The sequence below is a fragment of the uncultured Ruthenibacterium sp. genome (genome assembly GCF_963558415.1).
In the GTDB taxonomy this organism is placed as follows: Bacteria; Bacillota; Clostridia; order Oscillospirales; family Ruminococcaceae; genus Ruthenibacterium.
Window position 1 is genome coordinate 37194 of record NZ_CAUWGY010000018.1, and the last position, 6000, is coordinate 43193.

The window sequence follows — 6000 nt, forward strand, 5'->3', positions numbered from 1 at the left end:
CCACTCGGACAACTCTCCATATTCCAAGCCTGACATTCTGAAAAAGCACCATGAAACACTCACTTTTTCATCTGCTTTCAAGCTAGCTTTGTTATTATAACAAATCCCCACGGCTCCGTCAATGGCAGACACCGCAGGGGTTTTGTCGCTTATTAAAATTCGCACACTGGCGGAAGAACATATAGAAAAATGCAAAGATAGTGCAGTACGCTTCCCGCAAGGACAAATAGATGCCAGATTCCGTGCATATAGCGAATTTTGTGCCAGGCGTAAAATACGATTCCACCTGTGTAGCACAGTCCGCCGCCCAAAAGAAGCCAGAATCCTGCCGGCGCGAGGTTATGCAGAATGTCCGGCAGCACCCAAATCGCCGCCCATCCCATGGCAACATACAGCACCATGGAGACCTTTTCAAACTTTTTTAAATCGATGGCATTCAGCGTCACACCCAGTAATGCAGCCGCCCAGATTACAGCGCACACCCAGGTCCCTCGGGGGGTATCACGCAGCAAAATCAATGTGAAAGGTGTATAGCTGCCCGCAATCAACAGGTAAATGGTAGAGTGATCCAGAATTCGGAAAAAGCACTTTATTCCCCGCTGAGGAAACGAATGATACAAGGTGCTCATAGTATATAGAATCACAAGTGATAATCCGTATACAAGGCAAATAACCGCATTGCGCGGCGTGGAAAACAAAGCTGCTACGGTTACCAAAACGCTGGTTCCCACTATGGACAAAAGGCTGCCCATCCCATGACTTACGGCATTAAAAATTTCTTCTCCTTTTGTGTAAAACTTGGTTGGGTCTGTTTCGCGCACCATGCAACTCCCTCCTTCTTTTTTATTATATCCAATTTGGATAACAAAATAAATACGTCTTGATAAATATATTATATGGTTTTTAAAACTAGATTGTGAAAAAAGAAAGAAAGTTTTGTGTTTTTAAACGAAAAAGAGGAAAGCCTGTGCAAAGGAAAGGAAAAATATGGTATACTAAAGCAGAAAATCAAACGGACCGACGCTTCTATTGTGCCGTGGCCGGGAATATACATGAACTTAGCAGGGGCGCGGCCCAAAGTGCCGCGCGGGGGAAAAGCGAGGTGCCGCAATGGAGAAATATATGGCAGTTCCGGCTTCAGACGGGTTGGCTTTCGGCCCGGTGTGCCGTGTGCGCCGTTCCATGTCGGGAATGGGAAGAGCAGTGCTCAATCCCCGTCAGGAAGAAGCGGCGTACCGTTCTGCGCTTGCCCGTGCCCAGCAGAATCTAGACCAGTTGATTGCGAAGGCAAGCGCCGACGAAAAGGCGATTTTTCAGGCCCAGCAAGTCATGATGGCAGATGAGGGCTTACAAAATGAAGTGCTTGCTTATATTCATGCAGGCGCAGGTGCCGCCGCCGCGGTAGAGCGGGCGGCTGGGATTTTTGCAGGCCGCATCCGGGCCTTGGACGACGATTATCTTCGGGAACGTGCCTGTGATGTATTGGATGCATGCTATCGGATTGTGGACGTACTGGACGGGCCACAGGCGCAGCTTCCTCCTTTGACATCACCGAGCATTCTGGCGGCGGAGGAATTGTATCCCACCGATATTTTGTCCATTGACCGTCGGATGATTCTAGGTCTGGTCATGGGAGCAGGTTCGGCCAATGCCCATGCGTCCATCATTGCCAGGACCATGGGCATACCGGCAGTGGTGTTGGCCGGACAGGAATTTTTAGACGTATGTGATGGAAAGATCGCAGCGCTCAATGGAAGCACGGGCGACTTATGTTTGGAGCCGGATGAAGCCACCAAGGCGCGTTTTGCGCATAGCATTCGGCTTGCGCGGCGTCGGACTTTGAGTGAGGAACGTCTGCGGTATGCAGCCTGCGTGACGCGGGACGGAACGGAGTTTGAACTGTATGCAAACTGTTCCACTGCCGAGGATGTTCGTGCGGCTATTGAAGCAGATGCGCATGGAATCGGACTGTTGCTCAGTGAATATCTGGTGCGGCCTGGAGAAAATGACAGCGAGGAGGCACAATACCAGTTTTACACCGCGTGCCTCGCGGCTGCAAAAGGCAAGCCTGTGACCATTAGCACATATGGCGGAAATGGTCCGGAAGGGGCTTTGGAGACGAATCCTGCATTGGGGCTGCGAGGCGTTCGGTACAGTTTGGCACATCCCCAGTGGTTCCAGACACAGTTGGCCGCGCTTTTGCGGGCAGGCGTGCAAGGAAATCTGCGAATCGTACTGCCTATGGTGAGTACATCCGACGACATAGAAAGAGCGTTGGAGATGCTGCATGCGGCAAAAGCTTCTTTGAGAAAAAGGCGTGTTCCGTTTTCTGAAAATGTTCCAGTGGGTGTGATGATCGAGACCCCGGCGGCTGCACTGGGTGCCCGCGAATTGGCTCGCAAGTCTGCTTTTTTTCATATCAGTACCACGAATTTGGCGCAATATGCGCATGCGGCAGACCGGTCCAGTGCCACGGCGCAGGAATACTACCCGCATTTTTCTCCGGCCGTTCACCGCATGGTCAGCATGACGGTGGAGGCGGCTGCCGAAGCGCGCATTCCGGTATGTGTGTGTTGCGAAAGTGCAGCACGGCCGGAATTGGCAGAAGTGTACTTGCGTTTGGGTGTGCGGCAATTGAGCATGGCTTATGGAAGTCTTTTGGGAATCAAGGAATATCTGATGGGGATTTCTCTTTGAATATAAAAAACATCCTGACAGAAAAACTTTCTGTCAGGATGTTTTTTATGTTGCACAGATAAGAAAACGGGTGCTTACCCTCTGTTTTCAGCCAAGAAAAACAGCGCTACGGTGCCAGGACCGGAATGCGTTCCAATAACCGGTCCGATATAGTTGGTGTGAATATCGGTGGTTCCAAAGCGGCTGCGAATTTGATCCGCCACATAGTCCACATCCGCCTGACAATCCCCGTGGCTGATGAACACAGTCTGGTGCGCATTGTCCAAACCCGTCTTGGCCATGTGATCTACCAGCGCGTCCAAGCTTTGCCGGCGGCCACGTACTTTTTCCATAGGAATCAAATGTCCTTCGTCATCCACATGCAATACCGGTTTGATATTGAGCATCGTGCCGAAGAATGCTGCTGCGCCGGATACACGTCCGCCCCTTTTCAGGTGGTTCAAATCATCCACGGTGAACCAGTGCGCCAATTTCAAGCGGTTGTCCTCTACCCATTTGGCCACTTCTTCCAGAGATTTTCCCTGTTTTTTCTGCTGTGCGGCCAGATACACCATCAGGCCCTCACCCATAGAAGCCGCCAAAGTGTCCACAGTAACCACTTTGCGCTCGGGATACTGCTCGGCCAACTCTTCAAACATCAGCCGACTTGCATTGTACGTGCCGGACAGGCCAGAGGAAAAAGCCAGATACAGTACGTCCGTGCCTTGCTTCAAAAAAGGCTCCACAATTTCGCGGAAACGTTCGGGAGTGATTTGCGTAGTGCTGGATTGTGACCCTGCACGCAGTTTGTCATAAAACGCGGAGAAGGACAGTTCCTTGCCCGCGGGGTCGTTTTCATAGGTTTTGCCATCTACGGTAAAATAAAGAGGAATAACATCCACATCCATCTCGCGAATGAGCTCGGGCGAGAGGTCGGTGGTGGAGTCGGTCAAAATGCGATAATCGCTCATGTTTGCTTCTCCTTTGCCATGACTGTATTGAAAATATTGTATCATATTTGTCAACGTTCGTACAAGGCGGTGTGCGTCGTACGAAAACGAATGGTGTAATCTCGTGGCAACAAATTTATAAAACACGGTGTTGTATCAAAACAACTTCGTTTTATATGAAAAAATCCCGCCGAAAAAATCGGCGGGATTTTTTAAGCGTTTTGCTGTGTATATTCTTCCAGTGTGATGCCCTCAGCCATGATTTGTGCGGCAGCATCCTTGCCCACATAGCGGTAGTGCCAGGGTTCATAAGTGATGCCGGTCACGGATTCTTTCCCTTTGGGATAGCGCAGGATGAATCCATATTCAGCACAGTGAGCTTGCAGCCATTCAAATTCAGGAGTATTCTCAAAATCCGCGGTCAAATCGTCATGATTTGAGTACCAGTTTGCGCTGACAATGTCCGCGGCCAGCCCCAAGTTGTGCTCGCTGGTACCGGGACGGGCTACCCATTGAGCAGCCTGTTTTTCGGCTTCCTCTTGCGGAAAGCCCTCGTTCACAAAACTTTGCGTTTTGCGGGCAAACAGGTTTCGCTGCCGTTCTACGCTTCGATAGGCGGACACTAAGTAGAGCTTGCATCCGGCGGTCTCGGCGTCCGCCAGCATTTCTTCAAGTGCATCGGCAGCCCGGGCGTCAAAGGGGCGATTTTCATAACCTTCAATCATCACGGTTTTAATGGAAAAATCTTCGGGCAGAGGATTGGCCTCATTTACAAGGCGTGTGGCCCAGGCGGAATCCTCCAAAGCCGCGGCTGCGGCCGCGGCTTTGGAGGTGCTCATCTCAGAGGAGGAAGAATGACTGGTGGAAGAAGAACCATCCATCATATCCGACATGCCGGATTGGATGTCCGATTCCACTTTGGACATACCGCTCTCTACATCATCCATCATGGTAGAAGAAGACTGCATGGAAGAGGACGAAGAGGATGAGGACGAAGAATCACTCATACAACCGGCCAAAAGGCCTGTGCACAAAGCAAGGCTTAGGGTTACGGCAAATAGTTTTTTGCGCAAAATCAAAACTCCCTTTCGCGCCGCGGGCGAAAGGGAGTGGATTGAATATGAGTGTCCCTCTGACCCGCGGCTATTGTAAATTGCCGGTCAGAGCCATTGCCACCGCCAGTGCTGCCAGCGGGGCCGTTTCGCAGCACGGCTGCCTGTGCCTCCTCGGGGGAAAAGCCGCCCTCGCTGCCGGTGATGATGGCAAGAGAGGCCACTGGGCCCTCCAACCGGCTAAGTAAAGGCTCTCCGCCCGCCTCGTAGCATAGCAGTGCCAAATCCTTGGACGATGCTTCGCTCAGCATCTGGGTATAACTCAGGGGCATAGATACGCGGGGAATGACACCCCGGCCCGCTTGTTTGGCCGCCTCGAAGGCGATGCGGTTGTATCGCTCGTTTTTCGCTTCCTCTTTTTTGGGGGCGGCCACGCAGAACCGGCTGAAGAAAGGTACAATGTTCACTGCGCCCAGTTCTACCCCTTTCTGAATGATCCATTCCAGTTTGTCCTGCTTGGGATAGCCTACGTATAGCGTAACCGGAACCGACGGCTCCGATGCACTGGGACATCTGGAAATGATTTCCATTTCAACTCGATCCGGGTCAGCGTTGCGCACACAACAGGCATAGTCGGTACCTTGCCCGTCGCACAACGTTACGTTCATGCCGGGCTTTGCCCGCAGCACCACCGCCAGATGCCGTGCATCTGCACCGGACAAAAAGGCCCGGTCGGTTTCGATTTCCGTTGTAAAATAACGATGGGGCATGATTTATTCCTCCGCTGCACCGTGTCCGCACACAAGGCAGACCCAGCCGTTCTTTTCTTTCACTTCACGCACAGACAGACCGGTGGCCTTGATTGCGTCAATCACCTCATCCCGACGGGTGTCAATGATTCCGCTGGCCATAAAGATGCCGTCCTTTTTCAACAAATTGGGTACCTCGGGCACCAGTGCTTTAATGGCATTGGCCACGATGTTGGCACAAATGATGTCATAGGTGCCGCTGGCCTTATCGGACAGATCACCAATTAAAACCTGGAACCGGTCGCTGACGCCGTTGCGCTCAGCATTTTCTCCGGCGGTGCGCACGCACATGGGGTCGATGTCCACGCCTTCGGCCTTGCCTGCGCCCAGTTTTAGGGCCGCAATGGCAAGAATGCCCGAACCGGTGCCGATGTCCAGCACCCGCTCACCACCGTGCACGATCTCGTCCAGTACGGTCAGACACAAAGCGGTGGTCTCGTGGGTACCGGTGCCAAAGGCCATGCCCGGGTCCAAAGTGATCACTGCCCGGTCTGTATCGTAATGCTCCCAACT

6 protein-coding genes are annotated in these 6000 nt (G+C 52.1%); 1 reads left to right on the forward strand and 5 read right to left on the reverse strand.

Going from position 1 to position 6000, the window contains the following annotated elements:
• Nucleotides 1-152: 152 nt before the first annotated feature.
• On the reverse strand, nt 153-824 hold the full coding sequence (locus AB5H98_RS05005; RefSeq protein WP_367924826.1) for a hemolysin III family protein: 672 nt from the start codon (nt 822-824) through the stop codon (nt 153-155).
• A gap of 286 nt (nt 825-1110) precedes the next feature.
• Here AB5H98_RS05005 and AB5H98_RS05010 point away from each other — a divergent pair, with 286 nt between their 5' ends.
• A complete protein-coding gene (locus tag AB5H98_RS05010; RefSeq protein ID WP_367924827.1) occupies nt 1111-2697 on the forward strand; it encodes a phosphoenolpyruvate--protein phosphotransferase in 1587 nt (528 codons plus the stop codon).
• Nucleotides 2698-2771: 74 nt separating this feature from the next.
• Here AB5H98_RS05010 and AB5H98_RS05015 read toward each other — a convergent pair whose 3' ends face one another.
• From AB5H98_RS05015 to prmA, 4 genes are all read right to left on the reverse strand, one after another.
• On the reverse strand, nt 2772-3647 hold the full coding sequence (locus AB5H98_RS05015; RefSeq protein WP_367924828.1) for a DegV family protein: 876 nt from the start codon (nt 3645-3647) through the stop codon (nt 2772-2774).
• A gap of 191 nt (nt 3648-3838) precedes the next feature.
• Nucleotides 3839-4699 (reverse strand): D-alanyl-D-alanine carboxypeptidase family protein, encoded by an 861-nt coding sequence (locus tag AB5H98_RS05020; RefSeq protein ID WP_367924829.1) that lies wholly within the window; start codon nt 4697-4699, stop codon nt 3839-3841.
• A gap of 2 nt (nt 4700-4701) precedes the next feature.
• Nucleotides 4702-5448: a 16S rRNA (uracil(1498)-N(3))-methyltransferase gene (locus AB5H98_RS05025; protein WP_367924830.1), complete on the reverse strand. Its 747-nt coding sequence runs from the start codon at nt 5446-5448 to the stop codon at nt 4702-4704.
• Between the two features lie 3 nt (nt 5449-5451).
• Nucleotides 5452-6000 (reverse strand): 50S ribosomal protein L11 methyltransferase (prmA, locus tag AB5H98_RS05030; protein ID WP_367924831.1); only part of this gene is annotated, 549 nt, incomplete at its 5' end.

Coding starts and splice junctions, on each gene's coding strand:
- AB5H98_RS05005 (WP_367924826.1), bottom strand. CDS start 824: ATGGTGCGCGAAACAGACCCAACCAAGTTTTACACAAAAGGAGAAGAA.
- AB5H98_RS05010 (WP_367924827.1), top strand. CDS start 1,111: ATGGAGAAATATATGGCAGTTCCGGCTTCAGACGGGTTGGCTTTCGGC.
- AB5H98_RS05015 (WP_367924828.1), bottom strand. CDS start 3,647: ATGAGCGATTATCGCATTTTGACCGACTCCACCACCGACCTCTCGCCC.
- AB5H98_RS05025 (WP_367924830.1), bottom strand. CDS start 5,448: ATGCCCCATCGTTATTTTACAACGGAAATCGAAACCGACCGGGCCTTT.